Raw genomic sequence first — 18598 nt, forward strand, 5'->3', positions numbered from 1 at the left:
AAGCCCTCCGCCTGCGAACCCCGCGTGCGCGGGGCCTGACGGAGGGCCGTCGGACCGGTCAAGCCTCTAGCGGCAGCAGTTCGGTCACTCCGGATACTTCGGCGATCTGCCGCATATCCTCCGGCATTCCACGCACCGTCACCGCCTTTCCGGCAGCCTCGGCATCCCGCATGAAAGCCAGTAGCAGGGCGAGGCCGACACTGCTGGTCTTCTCTACTGCGGAGCAGTCCAGCAGCAGACCAGTGCCTTTACTGGCACGGATCATCTGCCTGCCCGCCTCACGCAGCTGCGGTCCAGTGCTGTAATCGAGCACGCCGACCAGACGCAACTCGCCCGGAGCCGCCTGTTCGATACGGGCCTCACTCATTGTCCGCCCGCCTGTTTGGCCTCATCGGACTGCTTAGCCTTGGCGACCACCTCGGCCCAACCGTTGATGGTTTTGTCGAGGTCATTGCCATTACGCTGCATGGTATCGGCGAACTGATCACGGAACAGCTTGCCGATGTTGATGCCATTGATGATCACGTTACGTAGCATCCACTGCCCATTGACGTTCACCATGGTGTAGGAGACCGGGTAGACCGTGCCCTTGCTGTCCTTGACCTCCATTCCCACACTGGTGCGTTCGGGGTCTTCCTTCTTGGTCGGCAGCACCCGGATTTCCTGGTTGTCGTACTCCAGCAAGGCGTTTCCGTAGAACTGGATCAGGCTGCGCTTGAAGTTCTCCTGGAAGCGGGTCATCTGCTCGGGCGTGGCCTTGCGCGAATACTTGACGGTCATGATGCTGCGAGAGATGCCATCGGCATCCACGACCGGACCGAGAATGCCGTTCAGGGCCTCATAGAATGCGTTCGGGTCACTGCGATACTGCTGCTTGTTTGCCTTGAGGTCGGCCAGCAATTGGTCAGTGGTCTGCTGCACCACATCGCGCGCACTCGGCGCAGCCGTGGCCAGCAGGGGCAGAGCCGCCAGCAGCACCAACAGGCCGTTTCGCAGAGCTTTAATCATGTTTCGAATCCTCATTTGCTCTCTTTATTGACCGTGTTCAGCAAGAACTTTCCGATCAGATCTTCCAGCACCAGGGCCGACTGGGTGTCGCGGATGGTGCCGCCATCTGCGAGCAGCTCCTCATCACCACCGACACTGATGCCAATGTACTTCTCACCCAGCAGGCCGGCAGTGAGGATGGAAGCCGTGGAGTCGGCGGGCAGATTATCCACACGCTTCTCCACTTCCATTGTGACGCGGCCGGTGTAGCTGTCGCGATCCAGATCGATAGCGGTAACTTTGCCTATGGTGACACCAGCCATGGTTACCTTTGCTCTGACAGTCAAACCGGCAATATTGTCGAAATGCGCGTAAAGCTTGTAGGTGTCGCCATTGGCGCCATAAGACAGACCGCTGACCCGCAGGGCTAGAAGCAGCAAGGCCAACATACCGGCCAGGAGGAACAGGCCGACACCAATTTCCAAGGTGCGGATTTGCATCAGAAATCTCCAAACATCAAGGCGGTCAGGATGAAGTCAAGCCCCAGCACGGCCAGCGAGGCGTAGACCACGGTTTTAGTCGTTGCGCGGCTGATCCCTTCCGAGGTCGGCTCGCAGTCATAGCCCTGGAACACAGCGATCCAGGTCACCACGAAGGCGAATACGACGCTCTTGACCACGCCGTTCAGCACATCCTCGGTGAATTGCACACTGTTCTGCATGTTGGACCAGAAAGAGCCCTCATAGACTCCCAGCCAGTCCACGGCAACCATAGCGCCGCCCCAGATGCCCACCACGCTGAAGATGATCGCCAGCAGCGGCATCGAGATGAAGCCCGCCCAAAGACGCGGTGCAATGATGTACTTGAGCGGATCGACACCGATCATCTCCAGGCTGGAGAGTTGTTCGGTGGACTTCATATTGCCGATCTCGGCCGTCAGCGCCGAGCCAGCGCGTCCCGCAAAGAGCAGACCGGTCACCACTGGCCCAAGCTCACGCAGCAAAGTCAGTGCAACCATCTGGCCCACAGCCTGCTCGGATCCGTAGTCGACCAGGATGTTATAGCCTTGGAGGGCCAGCACCATGCCGATGAAAACGCCGGAGACCACTATGATCGCCAACGACAGTACACCAACGGCGTAGAGCTGCTTGACCAGCAACTGAAAGCCGTTGCCCACGCCGGTACGGCCAAACAGGGCGTGGATCAGGAACAGGGTGGAGCGCCCCAACGCTTCCAGCACATCCAGACCGGAACGCCCGAGCAGGCGAATGCGCTCGAGCAAGGATTTCTTGCGCATCAGCGCCCCCCCAGCAAGTCTTTGCGGTAATCCGGCGCCGGGAAATGGAAGGGCACCGGACCGTCCGGGATGCCTTTCATGAACTGGCGGATACGCGGGTTATCGGAATTCATCAGCTCATCCGGGGTTCCCTGCCCCAGTACCTGGGAATCGCCCACCACGTAGAGATAGTCCGCGATGCTCGCGGTTTCTGCCAGGTCGTGGGAAACCACGATGCTGGTGATACCCAGCGCATCGTTGAGCAGGCGAATCAAGCGCACCAGTACGCCCATGGCAATGGGGTCCTGACCGACGAACGGTTCGTCATACATCAATATCTGCGGATCGAGCGCAATCGCCCGAGCAAGCGCCACACGGCGCTTCATGCCACCGGAGAGTTCATCAGGCATCAGCTCGATGGCGCCACGCAAGCCAACGGCCTGGAGCTTCATCAAAACTATGTCACGAATCATTTCCTCAGGGAGCCTGGTGTGCACCCGCAGCGGAAAGGCGACGTTCTCGAAGACATCCAAATCAGTGAACAGCGCACCACTCTGGAACAGCACGCCAAACTGCTTACGCATGTCGAACAGGTCGGCACGGGAGAGTTTGGGTAGATTCTGGCCATTGACCCAGACCTCGCCACTGGCAGGCTTGAGCTGGGCGGCGATCAGGCGCAGCAACGTGGTCTTGCCGCAGCCGGAAGGCCCCATGATGCCGGTTACCTTGCCCCGCGGAATGCGGATATCGACATCTTGAAAAATGCTGCGCGTGCCGCGATTGAAGGTCACTCCCTTCAACTCGACGGCATAGGCGTTTTCGGCGCTCATCTAAACTCCTTGCGATACAGCCTCCCTGAAAGACGACGCATCCCAACGCAAGGACACCCCGCCCAGGACGGGCCGAACAAGGCGCGGACTATATCACCGCGCCACTGCTGCTCCCAAGGCCACACCAGCGTCTGTTCAGCTTTGCGACAGCCTCCACGGCATTGGCGCGTGAGCTAAATCACCTTTATCGCTATAATCGCCGCCTTTTCCCTCGGCAACTGCACGCCCTCCATGAGCCAATCCAGCGATCTCATCAAGTCCGCACAACGTACTATCCGACTCGAACGCGAGGCCATCGACGCCCTTCTGCCGCGCATCGACGCCGATTTCGTTCGCGCCTGCGAACTGATTCTGGCGTGCAAGGGACGCGTAGTCGTAGTCGGGATGGGCAAGTCAGGCCACGTCGGCAAAAAGGTCGCCGCCACCCTGGCCAGTACCGGTACCCCCTCGTTCTTCGTCCACCCGGCCGAAGCCAGCCACGGAGACATGGGCATGATCACCCGCGACGACGTGGTCCTGGCGCTTTCAAACTCCGGGTCGACTGCCGAGATCGTCACCCTGTTGCCGCTGATCAAACGCCTGGGCATCACCCTGATCAGCCTCACGGGCAATCCGGATTCCCCACTGGCCAAGACCGCTGCGGCAAACCTGGACGCTCGCGTTGCCCAGGAAGCCTGCCCGCTGAACCTCGCGCCCACCTCCTCCACCACCGCCTCCCTGGTACTGGGCGATGCCCTGGCAATCGCCCTGCTGGAAGCTCGTGGCTTCACCGCCGAAGACTTCGCCTTCTCCCATCCGGGCGGCGCGCTGGGCCGACGCCTCCTGCTCAAGGTGGAGAACATCATGCATGGCGGCGAAAGCTTGCCCAGCGTCGCGCGTGGCACGCCGCTGCGCGAAGCACTTCTGGAAATGACCCGCAAGGGCCTGGGCATGACCGCGGTATACGAGAACGATGGCCGTCTAGCCGGCATCTTCACCGACGGCGACCTGCGCCGCACCCTGGATAAAGGCATCGATGTGCGCCAGGCCAGCATCGACGACGTCATGACCGTCCATGGCAAGACTGTACGCCCGGACATGCTTGCCGCTGAGGCCCTGAAGATCATGGATGACCACAAGATCAACGTGCTGGTCGTGGTCGACGAAGACGACCACCCCATCGGCGCCCTGCATATTCATGACATGACCCGAGCCGGAGTGATCTGATGAGCAACGACCTCCTCACCCGTGCCAAGGCCGTTCGTCTGGCGGTATTCGACGTGGATGGCGTACTAACCGACGGCCGCCTCTATTTCCTCCCCGGAGGCGGCGAGTTCAAGACCTTCAACACCCTGGACGGCCAAGGCATCAAGATGCTGATGAACGCGGGAGTACGTACCGCGATCATCAGCGGCCGCCAATCCGAAGTCGTCGAGCGCCGCGCGCAGAACCTCGGCATCCAGCACCTGTTCCAGGGACGCGAGGACAAGCTGATTGTGCTGGATGGCCTGCTCGCGGAACTCGAACTGACCCACGATCAGGTCGCCTACTTAGGCGATGACCTGCCAGACCTTCCTGTAATGCGTCGAGTCGGCCTGGGTATGGCCGTGGCTAATGCGGACGCCTTCGTGAGGCAGTACGCCCATGGCGTCACGCAGGCACGTGGCGGCGAGGGGGCGGCCCGTGAGTTCTGCGAACTCATCCTGCGCGCCCAGGGCAACCTGGAAGCGGCACAAGCCGCCTATCTCTGAGGCCTGACATGTCCAAGAACATCCGACTGGCACTGGTCCTGGTTCCCATCGCAGCACTGCTCGTCGCCCTCGGCTACTGGAACATCAGCCCTGAAAGCTTCATGGACCGGTCTCCGGTAGCGGGAAATGAAAACGCCATCGACTTCTTTGTGGAAAATGGGAAGAGCACCCAGTTCCAGGAAGACGGGAAGCTTCACTACGAGCTGACCGCTACACACCTCGAACATATCAAGGCCACTGATGTCACACTGCTGACCAGTCCCGACCTGCTCCTGCATCGCGGTACGGCTTTTCCCTGGCACGTGCAGAGCGAGCGTGGCGAAGTGGGCCCCGAAGGCAAGCAAGTTGAATTGATCGATAAGGTCCGAGTGGCCCGCACTGATGCCAAGGGCCGTCCGACCCTCCTGACCACCAGCCGACTGACCGTATTCCCCGACGAGGAATATGCGCAGACCCAGCAAGCCGTTAGAATCGAGGCGGCCAATGGGGTGACCACGGCACAAGGAATGAAAGCGTACTTGAATGACAGCAGGATGATCCTGCAGTCCAACGTAAGAGGCCAGCATGAGGTTCGTTAATACCCTCCCCCTGTTGCTCAGCCTGGGCACCGCACTCGGAAGTGCTGCCGCCTGGGCACTGCCTACGGACCGCGAGCAACCGATTCGCGTCCAGGCCGACAGCGCCGAGCTTGATGACAAGCAAGGTGTCGCGGTCTACCGCGGCAACGTGGTGATTACCCAGGGCACCCTGAAGATCACCGGCGACACTGTCACCATTACCCAAGACTCCAACGGCGACGTCGAGGTATTCACCTCGGTGGGCAAACCCGCGTACTACGAACAGAAGCCCGCGGTGGACAAGGAAATAGTCAAGGCCTACGGCCTGACCATTCAATACTTCGCCGCCAACGAGCGCATCATCCTGCTCGACCAGGCCAAGGTGATTCAGGAAGGCAACACCTTCGAAGGCGAGAAGATCGTCTATGACACCCAACGCCAGATCGTCAACGCAGGCCGCGCCACCGGCAGCAACGTGACCACGCCGCGCCCGCGGATCGACATGGTCATCCAGCCGAAGAAGAAAGAGCAGAAAGCACAGTAATGGCGACTCTCAAAGCCCAGCACCTGGCCAAGAGCTACAAGAGCCGTCAGGTGGTCCGCGACGTCAGCCTGTCAATCGACAGCGGCCAGATCGTCGGCCTCCTCGGCCCCAACGGCGCGGGCAAGACTACCTGCTTCTATATGATCGTCGGCCTGGTCAAGGCAGACCAGGGACGCGTCCTGATCGACCAGCAGGACGTCACTCACCAACCCATGCATGGCCGTGCTCGCGCCGGCATCGGCTATCTGCCGCAGGAAGCCTCGATCTTCCGCAAGCTCAGCGTGGCGGACAACATCATGGCGATTCTAGAGACCCGCAAGGAACTCGACCGCGCCGCACGCCGCAAGGAACTGGAGAGCCTGCTGCAGGAATTTCATATCAGCCATATCCGCGATAGCCTCGGCATGAGCCTGTCAGGTGGCGAACGTCGTCGCGTGGAAATCGCCCGCGCACTGGCCACTGCCCCCAAATTCATTCTGTTGGACGAGCCCTTCGCCGGTGTGGACCCAATTTCCGTGGGGGACATCAAGCAGATCATCCATCACCTCAAGGCCAAGGGGATCGGCGTACTGATCACCGACCACAATGTCCGCGAGACACTCGATATCTGCGAGACCGCCTACATTGTCAGTGACGGACAACTGATCGCCGAGGGGGATGCGGAAGCAATCCTGGCCAACCAGTTGGTGAAGGAAGTCTATCTGGGCCACGAGTTCCGCCTGTAGCGTCCCGCGACCTTGCCTACAAGGCCGGTTGCGTAAGCTAGGAAAATCCTTCAAGGTCAGGCATATAATTTGCTTCCTGGTGGCGCTACGGCGCCCTGTAGTGGATGGCGCGCAAGCGCCGGCGAATAAGGTGCTAAGCCCTCTGCCATGAAACCATCGCTAGTCCTAAAGATGGGCCAGCAGCTGACGATGACCCCGCAGCTGCAACAGGCCATCCGCCTACTTCAACTCTCCACCCTGGATCTCCAGCAGGAGATCCAGGAAGCGCTGGAGTCAAACCCGATGCTCGAACGGCAGGAGGATGGCGACGATTTCGACACCTCCGACCCGATGGCCGAAGGCGACCAGTTGCCCAACTCCGGCAATCAGGAGACCAGCTTTAAAGAGTCCAGCGTCGAGACCAATTCCGAAGCCATGGAAGACGGCGAATGGCACGAACGCATCCCCAGCGAACTCCCGGTCGACACCGCGTGGGAAGACGTCTACCAGACCAGTGCCAGCAGCCTGCCGAGCAATGACGACGACGAGTGGGATTTCACCTCGCGCACCTCGGTTGGCGAGAGTCTGCAGAGCCATCTGCTCTGGCAGCTCAACCTGGCGCCCATGTCCGATACCGACCGCTTGATCGCGGTCACCCTGATCGACTGCATCAACAACGATGGTTACCTCGAAGAGTCACTGGCCGAGGTCGTCGAGGCATTCGACCCTGAACTTGGCATCGAACTGGATGAAGTCGAAGTCGTTCTCCACCGCATCCAGCAGTTCGAGCCCGCCGGCGTCGGCGCCCGCGACCTGCGTGAATGCCTGATCCTGCAGTTGCGTCAGTTACCTCCCAGCACCCCCTGGCTGGCTGAAGCCCAGCGCCTGGTCAGCGATCTCCTCGACCTGCTCGGCAGCCGCGATTACAGCCAGCTGATGCGACGCATGAAGGTCAAGGAAGATGAACTTCGCCAGATCATCGAACTGATCCAATGCCTGAATCCGCGGCCCGGTTCGCAAATCGAAGCCAGCGAACCCGAGTACGTGGTACCGGATGTCATCGTTCGCAAGCACAACGAACGCTGGTTGGTGGAGCTGAACCAGGAAGCCGTGCCGCGCCTGCGGGTCAACCCGCAGTACGCCGGCTTCGTTCGCCGCGCCGACTCCAGCGCCGACAACACCTTCATGCGCAACCAGCTTCAGGAAGCGCGCTGGTTCATCAAGAGCCTGCAGAGTCGCAACGAAACCCTGATGAAGGTCGCCACACAGATCGTCGAGCACCAGCGCGGCTTCCTGGAGTACGGCGATGAGGCGATGAAGCCCCTGGTCCTGCACGACATCGCCGAAGCCGTGGGCATGCACGAGTCCACCATCTCGCGCGTAACTACCCAGAAATACATGCACACTCCCCGCGGAATCTACGAGCTGAAGTACTTCTTCTCCAGCCACGTCAGTACCTCGGAAGGCGGCGAATGCTCGTCTACCGCGATCCGCGCCATCATCAAGAAACTGGTCGCAGCGGAAAATCCGAAAAAGCCGTTGAGCGACAGCAAGATCGCTGGTTTACTGGAGGCACAGGGCATTCAAGTGGCCCGTCGCACAGTAGCCAAGTATCGCGAATCCCTTGGGATAGCACCTTCCAGCGAGCGGAAGCGACTGATGTGACGCGGAAATTGACCCACGCCAAAGTGTTCCGGTGGCAGGCCCGTTAGCCTGTCTCTTATACACGGGCAATAAGGAGAAAGCGGTATGCAAGTCAACATCAGTGGACATCAACTGGATGTGACCGACGCCCTGCGCGATTATGTCGGCGAGAAACTTGGCCGGCTCGAGCGCCACTTCGACAAGATCACCAATGTGCAAGTCATCATGGAGGTCGAGAAACTGAAGCAAAAGATCGAAGCCACCTTGCACATCGCCGGCGGGGAGGTCGTGGCCAATGCGGAACATGAAGACATGTACGCCGCCATCGACCTGCTCACCGATAAACTTGACCGCCAACTGATCAAACACAAGGAAAAGCAGTTGAATCGCCAGCAGGGCGCTACGGCCCGCTGACACTCTTCCCCTTCCTATGATTCGACTCGAGCAAATCCTGACCCCCGGCCGTTCCCTGGTGAACGTGCCGGGCGGCAGCAAAAAGCGTGTACTGGAACAGATAGCCAAGCTGGTTTCCCGTGATCTCCCCGACCTCGACAACCAGGATATTTTCGAAAGCCTGGTAGCCCGGGAGAAACTAGGTTCCACCGGTTTCGGCAACGGCATCGCCATTCCCCACTGTCGCCTCACCGGCTGCACCTCGCCCATCAGCGCGGTGCTCCGGCTCGACGCTCCAGTCGATTTCGACGCTATCGACGGCGCCCCGGTTGACCTGCTGCTGGTCCTGCTGGTCCCGGAAGCCGCTACCGATGAGCACCTTGAACTGCTCCGCCAGATTGCCAGCATGCTCGACCGCAGCGATGTGCGTGAGCGCTTGCGCCAGGCGCCCGACAGCACCAGCCTCTACCAGGTGGTGGTGGACGTGCAGAGCGAACGCTAGGGTTTTTCCATGCGCCTGATCATCGTCAGCGGCCGCTCCGGGTCGGGCAAGAGCACCGCCCTCGATGTACTGGAGGACCACGGTTTCTACTGCATCGACAACTTACCTGCCGGACTGCTCCCCGAGTTGGCGGAACGGGCACTGCTGCACACCGAACTACTGGAACCCCAGGTTGCCGTCTCCATCGACGCACGCAACCTTCCCAGCCAGTTACAGCGCTTTCCCGAGCTGCTCGTCGAAGCCCGCAACCGCCACATAAAATGCGACGTGCTCTACCTCGATGCCGAGCACGCCACCCTGCTCAAGCGTTTTTCCGAAACGCGCAGGCGCCATCCGCTGACCAACGACAACCGTTCCTTGGCGGAAGCAATCCAGGACGAAGAAGTACTTCTGGCCCCCATTGCCGATCTCGCCGATCTGAAGATCGACACCACGCACCTCAACCTCTACCAACTGCGCGACAGCATCAAGCTCCGATTGCTGAACCAGCCGGAGCCAGGCACCGCCTTTCTGATCGAGTCTTTTGGATTCAAGCGTGGCATGCCTGTGGATGCCGACCTGGTGTTCGACGTGCGCTGCCTTCCCAACCCGTACTGGAAGCCTGAGCTACGCGACCATTCCGGACTGGAACCAGCGGTCGCGGAGTACCTCGCGGGGCAACCTGATGTCGAAGAGATGTATCAGGATATCCTCGGCTATCTGAGCAAATGGCTGCCGCGCTTCGCCGCCAGTAACCGCGCTTATGTGACTATCGCCATCGGCTGCACCGGTGGGCACCACCGTTCGGTCTACGTCGCCGAGCGTCTGGGCACCGCGCTGAAACCCAGCTTGAAGAATGTCCAGGTTCGCCACCGCGACCTCAGCTAGAAGGATTGGAAACGCGATGCCTGCCTGCGAGATCACCATCATCAACAAGCTCGGACTGCATGCCCGAGCCGCGGCGAAGTTCGTCGGCGTGGCCGGTCGCTATCCTTGCCAGATTCGCGTGGGCCGCTCCGCAGAAAGCCTGGTGGACGGCAAGAGCATCATGGCAGTGATGATGCTGGCGGCAGGCAAAGGCACCCCCATTCACCTGCATACCGAAGGCGACCAGGACGACGACGCCCTCAACGCGCTGATCGAGCTGATAAACAACAAGTTCGACGAAGGCGAATGACCGCCACTACTGGCTTGTGAAAACGCGCCCAATTGGGCGCGTTTTTCATTCTCTGGCCAAGCAGCCTTCAGCTGCCCGCAACCGTCATCCGCTCGATCAGTACGGAGCCGGTGCGGATGTTGCCGCGCAGCTCCAGGTCGCTGCCCACGGCGACTATCTGGCGGAACATGTCCTTCAGGTTTCCCGCGATGGTTACTTCCTGCACCGGGAACTGGATCTCGCCATTTTCCACCCAGTAACCAGCTGCGCCGCGGGAGTAGTCGCCGGTCACCATGTTCAGCCCCTGCCCCATCAACTCGGTCACAAGGAGGCCACGCCCCATACGTCGCAGAAGCGCGGCCTGGTCTTCCTGGCCGTGACTGACGAAGAGGTTGTGCACTCCGCCGGCGTTGGCCGTGCTGGGCAAGCCCAGCTTGCGCCCGGAATAGGTGCCCAGGATGTACGACACCAGCTCGCCATTCTCGACGAAGGGCTTCGCGTAGGTCGCCAGACCGTCGTTGTCGAAGGCCGCGCTGGCCATCGCGCGCGGGATGTGCGGGCGCTCGTCGATGGACAGCCACTCGGGAAACAGGCGCTGTCCAAGGGAACCTTCGAGGAAGGACGACTTGCGGTAGAGATTGCCTCCGGAAATTGCCCCAAGGAAGCTGCCGAACAGGCCGGTTGCCAGCTCAGCGGCGAACAACACTGGCACTTCGCAGGTTGGTACCGGACGTGCACCGAGACGGGCCGCAGTTCGCTCGGCCGCGCGGCGTCCGATGCTGACCGGGTCGGCGAGCTGATTGCCGATACGGTTAACGTCATACCAGTAGTCGCGCTGCATCTGCCCCTGGCTCTCGGCGATCATCACGCAGCTCAAGCTGTGACGGGTGCTGGCATAACCGCCGACGAAACCATGACTGTTGCCGTAAACCCGGCAGCCCTGGTGGGTGTTGAGGGTAGTGCCGTCCGCCTTGCTGACGCGCTTATCGGTCTCGAATGCCGCCGTCTCACAGATCAGCGCCTGCTCCACCGCCTGTTCAGGGGTTATTGACCACGGATGGTAGAGATCGAGCTCCGGCAGGTCGCGGGCCATCAGTGCCGCGTCGGCCAAGCCTGCGCATTCGTCCTCGGATGCGTGCTTGGCAATGGCCAGGGCCGCAGCTACAGTCTCACGGATCGCATCGTCGCCGCTCGCCGACGTACTGGCAGAGCCCTTGCGCTGACCAACATACAGGGTGATTCCGAAGCCCTGATCACGGTTGAACTCGACTGTTTCCACCTCGCCCTGGCGAACGGTGGTGGACAATCCCTGCTCTACTGAAACAGCCACCTCACAAGCGCTGGCGCCCTGGCGCCGGGCCTCGGCGAGGATGCGCTCGACCCGCGCCTGCAATTCCGGCAATGCTTCCGGGCCGACCACTTCTACTTCACTCATAGCCACTCCAGTTCAATAATTCCTCGACACGACGGGCGCAACCTGGCGCCTCGCCGCACGTACCGCACTCCGGCGGCGCCAGCCGGGCCGGACAAGGCGGCCCCGACTGGTTATCATGGCGGCGTTTCCCATTGGACCACCCCCATGTCTGAATTCCTCGACGACGACTTCTCCGGCGAGAAGAGCAAAACCCAGGTCAAGCGCGAGCTGCACGCCCTGCAGGAGCTCGGTGAGCGCCTGACGACTTTCAAGCCCGACGTGCTGGCCAAGCTGCCACTGACCGACGCCCTGCAGCGGGCCCTGGCGGAAGCGCCGAAGCACAAGGCACACGTTGCTCGCAAACGGCACATCCAGTACATCGGCAAGCTCATGCGCGAGCAGGACATCGACGCCATTGTCGGCCTGATCGACCAGCTCGACAGCTCCACCCGCGAGTACAACGAGCGTTTCCACGCCTTGGAGCGCTGGCGCGATCGTCTGATCGAGGGTGGCGATGCCGCCCTGGAAAGCTTCGTCGCCGATTACCCGGACACCGACCGCCAGCACCTTCGTGGCCTGATCCGTCATGCCCAGCACGAATTGGCCCACAACAAACCACCGGCCGCCGCGCGCAAGGTGTTCAAATACATCCGCGACCTGGACGAAGCCAAGCGCGGCTTGCGTTGATCCTTCCGGGGGCCGTCATCAGGCCCCTGTCCCGCCTACCGTAATCGCATCGATCTTCAGTGTCGGCTGGCCCACGCCAACCGGCACCGACTGCCCATCCTTGCCGCAGGTACCCACGCCGCTGTCCAGTGCCAGGTCGTTGCCGACCATGGAGACCCGGCTCATGGCCTCGGGACCGTTGCCGATCAGCGTGGCGCCCTTCACTGGCGTGGTGATCTTTCCGTTCTCGATCAAGTACGCCTCGCTGGTGGAGAAGACGAACTTGCCGCTGGTGATGTCCACCTGGCCACCTCCGAGGTTGGCACAGTAGATGCCGCGTTCCACCGAGGCGATGATCTCCTGCGGATCGCTCTTGCCGGCCAGCATGTAGGTGTTGGTCATGCGTGGCATCGGCAGGTGCGCGTAGGACTCCCGGCGACCGTTTCCGGTGCGCGCCACCTTCATCAGGCGGGCGTTCAGCTTGTCCTGCATGTAGCCCTTAAGCACACCGTTTTCGATCAGCGTGGTGCACTGGGTCGGGGTGCCCTCGTCGTCGACGCTAAGGGAGCCACGGCGATAGGCCAGGGTACCGTCGTCGACAATGGTGCAAAGACTGGAAGCCACCTTCTCGCCGATGCGGCCGCTGTAGGCTGAGCTGCCCTTGCGGTTGAAGTCTCCTTCCAGACCGTGGCCCACGGCCTCATGCAGCAGCACACCGGACCAGCCAGCCCCCATCACCACCGGCAGGGTACCAGCCGGTGCGGGAACAGCTTCCAGATTGACCAGGGCCTGGCGCAGCGCCTCGCGGGCATAGCCCATGGCGCGGTCTTCCTGGAGGAAATAACGGTAGTCGGTACGTCCGCCGCCGCCGTGGCCACCGCGCTCGCGGCGGCCGTTCTGCTCGACGATCACACTGACATTGAAACGCACCAGCGGGCGCACATCGGCGCCCAGGCTACCGTCGCTGGCGGCAATCAGAATGCGCTCCCAGACGCCGGCCATACTGACGGTCACTTGCTTGATGCGTGGATCGAGGGCGCGGGTGGCGGCGTCGACCTTTTTCAGCAGCTCCACCTTTTCGGCGCGGCTGATCACATCCAGTGGGCTGCTGGAATCGTAGAGCCGGGTGATCTGCGGACTGGCGAAGGCCTGCACCCGGCCCTCCTGCCCAGCACGGGAAATGGAGCGCGCGGCCCGCGCCGCCTGGCGCAAGGCATCCGCCGTGATGGCATTGCTATAAGCGAAACCAGTCTTCTCGCCGGACTGGGCACGCACGCCAACACCCTGATCGAGATGGAAGCTACCTTCCTTGACGATGCCGTCCTCCAGCATCCAGGACTCGGAAATCTGCCCCTGGAAATACAGATCGGCAGCATCGATGCCTGGACCGGCCAGCTCTCCGAGGATTTCCGGCAACTGCTCGATACTGAGGTCACCAGGTGCCAGCAGATGCTCGCTGACGGATAACAAGACGTCGCTCATAACTTCTCCGTACGCGCCGGCCCGGGAGTGGCCGGCGTCATGAATCTTCTGTGGGTGCTCACCGGCATGCGCTGGCGGATGGCCACCTGCTCGTCCGCGTCGCGATTGGCAAGCAACACGGTTTCGCCCTGGGCCTGCTGGGCCAATACCCGCCCCCAAGGGTCGACGATGGCCGAATGGCCGAAGGTTTCGCGTGGGCCGGGGTGCATACCGCCCTGCCCTGCCGCCAACAAGTAGCACTGGGTTTCGATTGCGCGAGCACGTACCAGCACTTGCCAGTGGGCCGCTCCGGTGACGGCGGTGAAGGCTGAGGGGGCGCTGATCAACTCGGCGCCGGCTTCGCGCAATGCGCCATACAACTCGGGAAAGCGCAGGTCGTAGCAGACGGTCAGACCAAGCCGACCGACCGGCGTGTCCGCCACGACTACCTGTGCGCCATGGGCGTAATCGTCCGATTCGCGGTAGCGACCGCGAGTGTCTGAGACGTCCACATCGAACAGATGGATCTTGTCGTAGCGCGCAGCCCGTTCGCCATGCTCGTCGAACAGCAGGGAGCAAGCATTTGCCTTGTCCGCAGGCCGGCCATCGGGCGGTAGCGGCAGGGTGCCAGCGACTATCCAGAGCTTTAGATCGCGGGTGGCCTGGCGCAGCCAGGGCAGGATCGGTCCCCGGCCTTCCGCCTCGGCACGCCCCAGGTCGGCGAGATCCCGGCGGCCGATGGCGGCGAAGTTCTCCGGCAACACCGCCAGGCGGGCACCGCCCTCGGCAGCCTGCTCCAACAGGCGGCGGGCGCTGGCGAGGTTGGCCAGGACATCGTCCTGGCTGACCATCTGAATCACGGCAAGGGACATCGGAATCTCCGCTCAAGGCATGAAATGCATGCTAACCCAAGCTGCGAAAGCCCGCTTCAGCGACGTTTTTCAAAAGGCTTTTCGAACGTGATCTTGGGGCTCTTCCAGGAACCTTCAACCTTGTATTGCACACTCGCGAAGCGCGCGACCCTGTCGCCCAGCAGCTTGTCCACCACGAAGAGTGCGCCGCCAATGGCCGGTGCTCCGACGATCAACGCCGCCAACGGCAAATTGTTGGTCACCGGCAGCGTCACCAGCAACTTGGCATCGATGCGATCAGCGGCCAGGTCCATGGTGCCGTCCAGCTCCAGTCCACTGGACGGGCCTTCGAGCGTAATGGGCTCGCGGGTGACGAAACGGCCGTCGCTGCCCACCAGCAACCCTTTGACCCGGTCATAAGCCAGGCCTTTGCCCAGTAGATCGGAGAAGTCCAGGCGCAGGCGCCGACCGATGGAGTTGAAGTTGAGCAAGCCGAACACCCGAAGCGCCTGGGCGCTACCCTCCACTTCGACGAACTGACCATTGCGCAGGCTGGCATCCAGGGAACCGGAGTAACGCTTGAGACTGACCCAGGCCGGCGACCCCGGCCAGCGGCCATCGGCGTCCAGGCGGAAGCGCTCGCTGGTCGCTGACGGCGCAAAGTTCCAGGCCTTGAGCACGTCCGCCAGGTTCTTGCCTTCCATCCGCCCCTTGTACCAGGAGCTGCTGCTCTCAGCCGTGCCTTCCCAACCTGCGGCCCCGGTGACTTTCAATCCCTTGAGGTTAAGGTTCAGTTCGCTGAAATTCACGCCCTTGGCGTCAGGCCTAGCCTTGAACGACCAGCCTCCCAGAGGCGAGTCTCCCAGGACGACCTGATCGATGCGCACATCCAGCGCGGGCACCTGGCGCGGATCGACACCCGCCAGCGGATCGGGCTTGGCATCCGCCTCCGCATCATTCTCCGGCGGCTTCGGCAGGCGTATCTGCTTCAAATGGATATCAATGGGCGCGCCTTTGGCATCAGCCATCGCCACGCTCCCCTGCATCAGGGCGCTGTCCAGGCCCAGGTTCCAGCCGTCGGCAGACCGCTCCAGATTGACCTTGAGATTCTCCAAGCTCATGCCAAAGCCCTTGAACCGGCCGATTTCCAGATTGGCGCTGCTCAGCATGCGGGCCTTATCGGCACCGTCACGGGGGGCGTACCGTTTGGCCAGCTCCAGCCAGGGCGCGGTGTCCAATTCGTCCACCCGGCCACGGATGCGCAGGCCCTTGCCCCCCGGCGGAGTCGCCGTGCCGCCCCCCAGCACCAGGTCGCCCCGGGCTTCGTCCAGCTTGCCCACGGGCGCCGCCAGGGCCAGGCTGGCAAGCCCGGCATAGTCCAGCCAGTAGCGCCGCTCGTCGCCGTCCAAGGTCATAAGCCAGGTAGCATCCCGGGTCTCGTCGGCCAGCTTGCCAAAAGGTGCCGGCAACTCGACCGCCAGGCCCTTGAGACTGGAATCGATGCGCAGTTGGCTATCCTTGCCGTCCAGACTCAGGTTCAGGCTGTAGGGCAAGGTGCCCGAAGCCGGCAGCGGCTGGGTCACGCCGAGCCAGGCAGTGAGATCTTTCAGGGTGATGCTGCCGTTGGCGAGGATGCGCGAACGGGCGTTACCGTTGCTGCCTTCGGCCTGGGCCTTGGCCCGGACTTCGCGTCCGAAGGCTTGGCCACGTATGTCCTGGGCACTGAGGCCTTTGTGGGTGTCGTAGCGGAATGCGCCCTTGAGCTGAGTCAACGACAGATCGGGACGAGCGATCTTCAGGTGCGCGTCGGCGGTACTGAGATCCACCACCACGTGGGGCACATGGCCCTTCTCCAGCGGGATATCCAGTTGCAGCCTGCCGTCAAGAGTGCCCTGCCCCTGCCAGCCAGCGAAGATATTCGCAGTGCCCATCGGGGCTTCCTGAAGAATCTTCAGTCCGTCGGTGAAGCTGCTGTCCAGTTGGGCGTCCAATAGCAGACGCGGCACTTCGCCAGCCTCTACGTGGGGCACTTCGGCCTCGGCGTCGCTCACCCGGCTGTCGAGGATGCGTCCATCCGGCACCTTGATCCGCACGCCGGAGTCCTCGATGAACACGTCACCACGGGCCTCGCGCAGTTCCGGCCAGCCGGGTTGGTACGCAAGTTCGGCATCACGCACCTTGAAGAACAGGCTGAGGGAACGCGCCGCCGGATCGGCACCTTGGGCCAGTGAGCCCTGGTACTGGAAGAAACCTTCATCCACCGCGCCCCCCTTGATGGCCTCCTTGAGCCACTTGGCCAGGGCCGGACTGAGCCCCGGCGAAAGGGTCGGCAGGTACTTCTCGGTGTAGCGTGCATCGCCTTCGCGCAGGCCGACACGCAGGTCCATGTAGTCCTCGGCCTCTGGCGCGCGCATCAAGCGAATCAGCATGTCACCGGCAATACGCCCCTCTTCGCCCTCCAGGCGCATGTACGGGCTGACAAGAGTGAAGGCGGTATCGTCCAGGCTCCAGGTCAACCGGGCGTTCGCTTCGCGATAGTGCCAGGGCTTGGGAAAGAGGTGGTCGAGGTGCAGGGTGAAGTCGTTCGAATCCAGGCGCAGCTCGCCCTGGAACAGATCCCCCACCAGGCTGCCACTGACGTTCTCGACGGCGGGCGCGCCGCGATAGGCGTTGAGGCCGACATCGTCGAGGTTGCTGCTGAAGTCCAGGCGCTTGGCGCCTTCCTGTAGCGGGCGGTAATGCAGACTCAGGTTGCGCAGGGCGCCCCGCGGCTTCAAGCCAGCCACTGCGGTGGCTGTGGCTTCTGGCAGCGGGATCAGCGCCTCCACTACCGGTAGCAAGGGCGCTACCTCCAGGCGGTCGGCGCTCAGCGCCCACTCGGGGCGCTCACCCGCCTTGTGATCAAGACGAAGATGGGCCTCGCCCCAGCGCGTCTCCCCGATGTTCGCCGCAAGGGAATCGAGCAGGACCTGGAACCCCTCATCGGTCCGGGTGAAATAGACATTGAGCCCGACGTTGCTCAGGGTGACTGCCTTGCGTTTGGCATAGGCGCCGCGTACTTCGGGCACATGCAGCTTGGCGACGGCACGCCGCATACCGCCCTTGCTCCATTCGCCCCAGACTTCGCCACCTGCCTGCAGCCGCTGAAGACGCCAGTCACGAGTCAGGCTGGCGGGCAGCCAGCGCGCCCAATCGGTTTGCGGCAGGCTGAGATAAAGTTCCGCATCATTCTGCAGCCAGGCGTCGGAATTGAGGCGGGTTCTCAGACGCAGGGCCATCGGCTGCCCATCGGGTAGCGTGAAGCGGCCATCAAGGCGCTGGCGGCTACCACTGGCTTTCAGCGTGGCGCTGACATAGGTGAAGCTCGTGGACGCCTGCCCTTCGGATTCCAGGGTGAGCTGGCTGTTCAGCACGGATACGTGACCAATCTGCTGCAGCAGGGCGCGGACCTGTCGGGGGCCAGGGAGCGGCTTGTCCGAGTTGGTGGCAAAACCTTCCAGATGCCATTTCCCAGCCTTGTCCTGGCTCAGGCCGATCTGGACGCCATCCAGCTCCAGTCGGGCGATACGTGGCTGCCGCGCCATCAGACTGCCAAGCACGTCAGGCACCACGCGTATCTGATCCACGCGCAGGACGCCATTGCCCTTGCCCAACACGACGTCGTGCGCAATCAGCAGCGGCGCCAGCCCGTGCCAACGCCCTTCCAGGCCGCCGATCTCAAGCGGCTGCCCCAGCGCGGCGGAGGCCTTGGCTTCTGCTTCGGCACGGTACTCAGCCACAAATGGCACCAGTTCGCGCCCCAGGCTGACATAAAGCGCCGACAGGACCAGGAACAGGGCGCAAAGCCCCAGTGACCAGCGCAGCATGCGCATCAACCAGCGGGCTATGGCTTCCACTCAGCGCC

The 18598-nt window shown here is 62.2% G+C and carries 20 protein-coding genes; 11 read left to right on the top strand and 9 right to left on the bottom strand.

Features of this window, described 5'->3' with window-relative positions; translation table 11 throughout:
* Positions 1-58: 58 nt before the first annotated feature.
* Genes AAHM40_RS08050 through AAHM40_RS08070 form a run of 5 tightly spaced genes read right to left on the bottom strand, consistent with a single transcriptional unit; the run spans position 59 to position 3093 of the window.
* Complete coding sequence (locus AAHM40_RS08050) at positions 59-367, bottom strand: STAS domain-containing protein (RefSeq protein WP_342244171.1); 309 nt, start codon at positions 365-367, stop codon at positions 59-61.
* Positions 364-1008: an MlaC/ttg2D family ABC transporter substrate-binding protein gene (locus AAHM40_RS08055; RefSeq protein ID WP_028628487.1), complete on the bottom strand. Its 645-nt coding sequence runs from the start codon at positions 1006-1008 to the stop codon at positions 364-366. The genes AAHM40_RS08050 and AAHM40_RS08055 overlap by 4 nt, the downstream gene beginning before the upstream one ends.
* An 11-nt stretch (positions 1009-1019) precedes the next feature.
* Positions 1020-1487, bottom strand: a complete 468-nt coding sequence (mlaD, locus tag AAHM40_RS08060; RefSeq protein WP_342244172.1) for an outer membrane lipid asymmetry maintenance protein MlaD — start codon at positions 1485-1487, stop codon at positions 1020-1022.
* Entirely contained in the window at positions 1487-2284 is a 798-nt protein-coding gene (gene mlaE / locus AAHM40_RS08065; protein WP_028628489.1) for a lipid asymmetry maintenance ABC transporter permease subunit MlaE, read from the bottom strand. Before mlaE ends, mlaD begins: the two co-directional genes overlap by 1 nt.
* Complete coding sequence (locus tag AAHM40_RS08070) at positions 2284-3093, bottom strand: ATP-binding cassette domain-containing protein (protein ID WP_028628490.1); 810 nt, start codon at positions 3091-3093, stop codon at positions 2284-2286. Before AAHM40_RS08070 ends, mlaE begins: the two co-directional genes overlap by 1 nt.
* Before the next feature lie 231 nt (positions 3094-3324).
* Here AAHM40_RS08070 and AAHM40_RS08075 point away from each other — a divergent pair, with 231 nt between their 5' ends.
* The 10 genes from AAHM40_RS08075 to AAHM40_RS08120 all read left to right on the top strand — a co-directional run bounded on the left by AAHM40_RS08075 (position 3325) and on the right by AAHM40_RS08120 (position 10323).
* The gene (locus AAHM40_RS08075; RefSeq protein ID WP_280285705.1) at positions 3325-4299 is read left to right on the top strand and encodes a KpsF/GutQ family sugar-phosphate isomerase; all 975 of its coding nucleotides are present in this window, start codon (positions 3325-3327) and stop codon (positions 4297-4299) included.
* Entirely contained in the window at positions 4299-4823 is a 525-nt protein-coding gene (locus tag AAHM40_RS08080; RefSeq protein ID WP_342244173.1) for a KdsC family phosphatase, read from the top strand. The genes AAHM40_RS08075 and AAHM40_RS08080 overlap by 1 nt, the downstream gene beginning before the upstream one ends.
* A gap of 8 nt (positions 4824-4831) precedes the next feature.
* Positions 4832-5401, top strand: coding sequence for an LPS export ABC transporter periplasmic protein LptC (gene lptC, locus AAHM40_RS08085; RefSeq protein WP_342244174.1), 570 nt, complete (start codon positions 4832-4834; stop codon positions 5399-5401).
* Positions 5388-5924 carry a lipopolysaccharide transport periplasmic protein LptA gene (gene lptA, locus AAHM40_RS08090; protein WP_028628494.1) on the top strand — a complete coding sequence of 179 codons (537 nt, stop codon included), beginning with the start codon at positions 5388-5390 and terminating at the stop codon, positions 5922-5924. The genes lptC and lptA overlap by 14 nt, the downstream gene beginning before the upstream one ends.
* Entirely contained in the window at positions 5924-6649 is a 726-nt protein-coding gene (lptB, locus tag AAHM40_RS08095) for an LPS export ABC transporter ATP-binding protein (protein WP_016490964.1), read from the top strand. The genes lptA and lptB overlap by 1 nt, the downstream gene beginning before the upstream one ends.
* Before the next feature lie 147 nt (positions 6650-6796).
* Positions 6797-8293: an RNA polymerase factor sigma-54 gene (locus AAHM40_RS08100; protein ID WP_342244175.1), complete on the top strand. Its 1497-nt coding sequence runs from the start codon at positions 6797-6799 to the stop codon at positions 8291-8293.
* Between the two features lie 84 nt (positions 8294-8377).
* Entirely contained in the window at positions 8378-8686 is a 309-nt protein-coding gene (gene hpf, locus AAHM40_RS08105) for a ribosome hibernation-promoting factor, HPF/YfiA family (RefSeq protein ID WP_028628496.1), read from the top strand.
* Between the two features lie 16 nt (positions 8687-8702).
* Positions 8703-9167, top strand: coding sequence for a PTS IIA-like nitrogen regulatory protein PtsN (ptsN, locus tag AAHM40_RS08110; protein WP_028628497.1), 465 nt, complete (start codon positions 8703-8705; stop codon positions 9165-9167).
* 9 nt (positions 9168-9176) lie between these two features.
* The gene (rapZ, locus tag AAHM40_RS08115) at positions 9177-10034 is read left to right on the top strand and encodes an RNase adapter RapZ (protein WP_342244176.1); all 858 of its coding nucleotides are present in this window, start codon (positions 9177-9179) and stop codon (positions 10032-10034) included.
* 16 nt (positions 10035-10050) lie between these two features.
* The gene (locus AAHM40_RS08120; protein WP_342244177.1) at positions 10051-10323 is read left to right on the top strand and encodes an HPr family phosphocarrier protein; all 273 of its coding nucleotides are present in this window, start codon (positions 10051-10053) and stop codon (positions 10321-10323) included.
* 67 nt (positions 10324-10390) lie between these two features.
* On the opposite strand, the gene pmbA is transcribed toward AAHM40_RS08120, so the two are convergent.
* Entirely contained in the window at positions 10391-11737 is a 1347-nt protein-coding gene (gene pmbA / locus AAHM40_RS08125; RefSeq protein WP_342244178.1) for a metalloprotease PmbA, read from the bottom strand.
* A gap of 144 nt (positions 11738-11881) precedes the next feature.
* Between pmbA and yjgA the strand changes: the two genes are divergently transcribed.
* On the top strand, positions 11882-12403 hold the full coding sequence (gene yjgA / locus AAHM40_RS08130; RefSeq protein WP_342244179.1) for a ribosome biogenesis factor YjgA: 522 nt from the start codon (positions 11882-11884) through the stop codon (positions 12401-12403).
* Positions 12404-12421: 18 nt separating this feature from the next.
* On the opposite strand, the gene tldD is transcribed toward yjgA, so the two are convergent.
* Genes tldD through AAHM40_RS08145 form a run of 3 tightly spaced genes read right to left on the bottom strand, consistent with a single transcriptional unit; the run spans position 12422 to position 18590 of the window.
* Positions 12422-13864 carry a metalloprotease TldD gene (tldD, locus tag AAHM40_RS08135; protein WP_028628502.1) on the bottom strand — a complete coding sequence of 481 codons (1443 nt, stop codon included), beginning with the start codon at positions 13862-13864 and terminating at the stop codon, positions 12422-12424.
* Positions 13861-14715 carry a carbon-nitrogen hydrolase family protein gene (locus AAHM40_RS08140; protein ID WP_342244180.1) on the bottom strand — a complete coding sequence of 285 codons (855 nt, stop codon included), beginning with the start codon at positions 14713-14715 and terminating at the stop codon, positions 13861-13863. The genes tldD and AAHM40_RS08140 overlap by 4 nt, the downstream gene beginning before the upstream one ends.
* Positions 14716-14771: 56 nt before the next feature.
* Positions 14772-18590, bottom strand: coding sequence for a YhdP family protein (locus AAHM40_RS08145; RefSeq protein WP_446731545.1), 3819 nt, complete (start codon positions 18588-18590; stop codon positions 14772-14774).
* Positions 18591-18598 lie beyond the last annotated feature (8 nt).

It is taken from the genome of Pseudomonas sp. OTU5201, assembly GCF_038440135.1.
GTDB lineage: Bacteria > Pseudomonadota > Gammaproteobacteria > Pseudomonadales > Pseudomonadaceae > Metapseudomonas > Metapseudomonas resinovorans.